Source organism: Henriciella sp. (genome assembly GCF_049649345.1).
Lineage (GTDB): Bacteria > Pseudomonadota > Alphaproteobacteria > Caulobacterales > Hyphomonadaceae > Henriciella.
This window is the reverse complement of record NZ_JBARZC010000391.1, coordinates 1-2607: the sequence shown is the minus strand read 5'-3', so window position 1 is coordinate 2607 and position 2607 is coordinate 1. Positions and strand designations below refer to the sequence as shown.

At 61.6% G+C, this 2607-nt stretch carries 3 protein-coding genes; 2 read left to right on the top strand and 1 reads right to left on the bottom strand.

The genetic code is table 11. The features are described from left to right. On the bottom strand, nucleotides 1-124 hold a 124-nt coding region (locus WA989_RS10600), incomplete at its 3' end, for a GTP-binding protein (protein WP_424339179.1). Between the two features lie 193 nt (nucleotides 125-317). On the opposite strand from WA989_RS10600, the gene pgl reads away from it, so the two are divergent. Both pgl and WA989_RS10590 read left to right on the top strand, forming a co-directional pair. Beyond that, nucleotides 318-1022 (top strand): 6-phosphogluconolactonase, encoded by a 705-nt coding sequence (gene pgl / locus WA989_RS10595; protein ID WP_424340466.1) that lies wholly within the window; start codon nucleotides 318-320, stop codon nucleotides 1020-1022. An 11-nt stretch (nucleotides 1023-1033) separates the two neighbouring features. Beyond that, nucleotides 1034-2575, top strand: coding sequence for a glucose-6-phosphate isomerase (locus WA989_RS10590; RefSeq protein ID WP_424340465.1), 1542 nt, complete (start codon nucleotides 1034-1036; stop codon nucleotides 2573-2575). Nucleotides 2576-2607 lie beyond the last annotated feature (32 nt).

The following is a 2607-nucleotide window of genomic DNA, read 5'->3' as shown; positions in this document are numbered from 1 at the left end:
CGCCATACGTATCAGCCATCGTCATCGTGATCGCTGCCGTCAGCGTCGTCTTGCCGTGGTCAACATGGCCAATCGTGCCAATGTTCACATGCGGCTTGTTCCGCTCAAACTTCTCCTTGGCCATGGGTGGCCTCCTCTAGCTACTGTCCGGCCCGCCGGACGGGGTTTAGGTTCCTTTTACCAGCGGGCCTTTGATTCCCGTTGAAGCGGGCGACATACACACGCGCGCGCGCGCTTTCAAGCACCCATGACAATTCTATCGCAGGCCACCGCAGCCGGGCTTGACAGCGTGTGCCCGCGCGTGTCCCTGCCACGATATGATATCGGACACAGAATTCCACACATTCAGTGACAAGACGAGCTTTGAAGCGGACGCGGCTCACTGGGTCAAATCAAGGCTGGGAGATGCGCTGGAACGCCGCTCAAAGGCCAGTCTCTTCTGCTCGGGCGGCTCGACGCCGGGGCCGATCTACCAGGCCTTGTCAGACACAGAGCTCGACTGGGGCAATGTGACGGTCGGACTTGCCGATGAGCGCTGGATCGGGCCTGAACATGCTGCCTCGAATGCAGCGCTCGTACAACGTACGCTGTTGCAGGGCAAAGCCGCAGAGGCGCGGTTTCTGCAAATGAAAACGGCGTCCGATACAGCCTTCGGCGCTGAAGCCGAGCTCGACAAGAGCTATGGCGAGCCAGCAAGCGTGATCGATGTGCTCATTCTTGGCATGGGCCCGGACGGGCACACCCTCTCCTGGTTTTCAGATGCGAAGGGGCTTGGCGCGGCGACCGACCCCGGAAACCTGCTCAGCGTAGCGGCCATCGATGCGCCGAAGACCGAAGTAACCGGCGAGATAACCGAGCGAATGACGCTAACCTATCCGGCCGTCGCCAATGCGCGCCATATCCTGCTGCTCATGACCGGCGACGACAAGCGCGCCGTCTTTAAGCGCGCCGACGCCGCCGCCCCGGTCAATCTGATGCGCAAGGCCGCTGGCGACGCGCTCACCGTTTTCTACCGTTCCTGACGAGGCCTTTTATGGATCTTTCAAGTCACGCAGACCGCTTGCGGCAACAGCCCTTTCGCGAAATTATGCAAGCCGACCGTAGTACGAACGAGCTCTCGGCCTGCGACTGGTCGATCAATATTTCGCGGCACTATCTGGACGAAGCAGCTGAAAGCGCCCTTATCAAAAAAGCCGTTGATGCAAATCTGCGGGGCACCATCGAGCAGCTGTTTTCCGGAGCCGAAGTCAATTCCTCAGAAGGCAGGGCTGCCCTGCACTGGGCGCTACGCGCGCACGATCCGAGCTTTGAAGCCGCCAGGCATGTGCGCCAGTCGGCCATAGACGCCGAAACATTGGCCGATGATATCGCTTCTGGAAAGAAAACCGCAGCCAACGGCCAGCCGTTCAAGGCCGTCGTCCATATCGGTATTGGCGGATCGGACTTCGGACCCCGCCTTATCGCGGACGCCTTTCATGACAGCCGGCGGGCCGGTCTCGACCTGCGCTTTTGCGCCAATCTCGATCCGCTTGATCTCGATCTTGCCCTCGCCGGGCTCGATCCGGCAACAACACTGATTGTCGGGGTTTCCAAATCCTTCGGAACCGAAGAGACGCTCTACAATCTGGGGCGGGCGCGGCGCTGGCTGCGCGAGAGCGTTTCAAGCTACTGGGCAAACCATTTCGTACTTGTGACGGCAAATCCCGCGCGCGCCACGGCCTGGCTCAACGGGGCCGACGGCCTCATACTCGACCTACCGGAGGCCGTAGGCGGACGGTTTTCAATCTGGTCGGCTGGTTCGGTCGCCTGCTCGATCGCACTTGGCGGCAAAGTCATGGACGAATTTCGCGCCGGGGCTGCCGATATGGACGCGCATGTCCAGAGCGCACCTATCGACACGAATGTGGCCGTCCAGCTCGCCCTGCTCGATTACTGGAATGCCTCCTTCATGGGCTTTGGGGCGCGCGCGCTACTGGCTTATTCACGGCGCCTGCGCATGCTACCGGCCTATCTTCAGCAGCTCGAAATGGAATCGAACGGGAAATCGGTCGGCCCGGATGGCGAGGGTGTCGGTCTGTCGACCACACCGCTTCTCTGGGGCGGCGAAGGAACGATCGGCCAGCACTCCTATCATCAGTGGCTGCATCAGAGCCCGTCCATCGTGCCTGCAGAGTTCATCCTGGCGCCAGGATCCCTCGAAGATGAGGATGGGGTGACCGGTCTCACGGCACATGCGCTCGCCCAGGCCGAGGTGCTTGCCAATGGCCGCACGCTGGAAGACGTCCAACAGGAGGAGCCCGAGCTGCCACTGGAGATCGCGGCACAGAAAGTCCATGCGGGCGGGCGACCGTCGACCTTCATGCACACAAGCAAGCTGACGCCGCGACGGCTTGGCGCGCTAATCGCCCTGTTCGAGCACCGCACCTATCTCGCCGGCGTGCTCTGGGGCCTCAACAGCTTTGACCAGTGGGGCGTGGAGCGCGGCAAGACGATGGCGGGACGTCTCAAGCCCGGGGGTCAGGGGTCGTCCGATCCTGTGACCAATCATTTGCGCAGTCAGATTCTCGGCAACTGATACAAGAACGCCCCCGCCAGGCAGCAGGGGCG

Coding starts and splice junctions, on each gene's coding strand:
- pgl (WP_424340466.1), top strand. CDS start 318: ATGATATCGGACACAGAATTCCACACATTCAGTGACAAGACGAGCTTT.
- WA989_RS10590 (WP_424340465.1), top strand. CDS start 1,034: ATGGATCTTTCAAGTCACGCAGACCGCTTGCGGCAACAGCCCTTTCGC.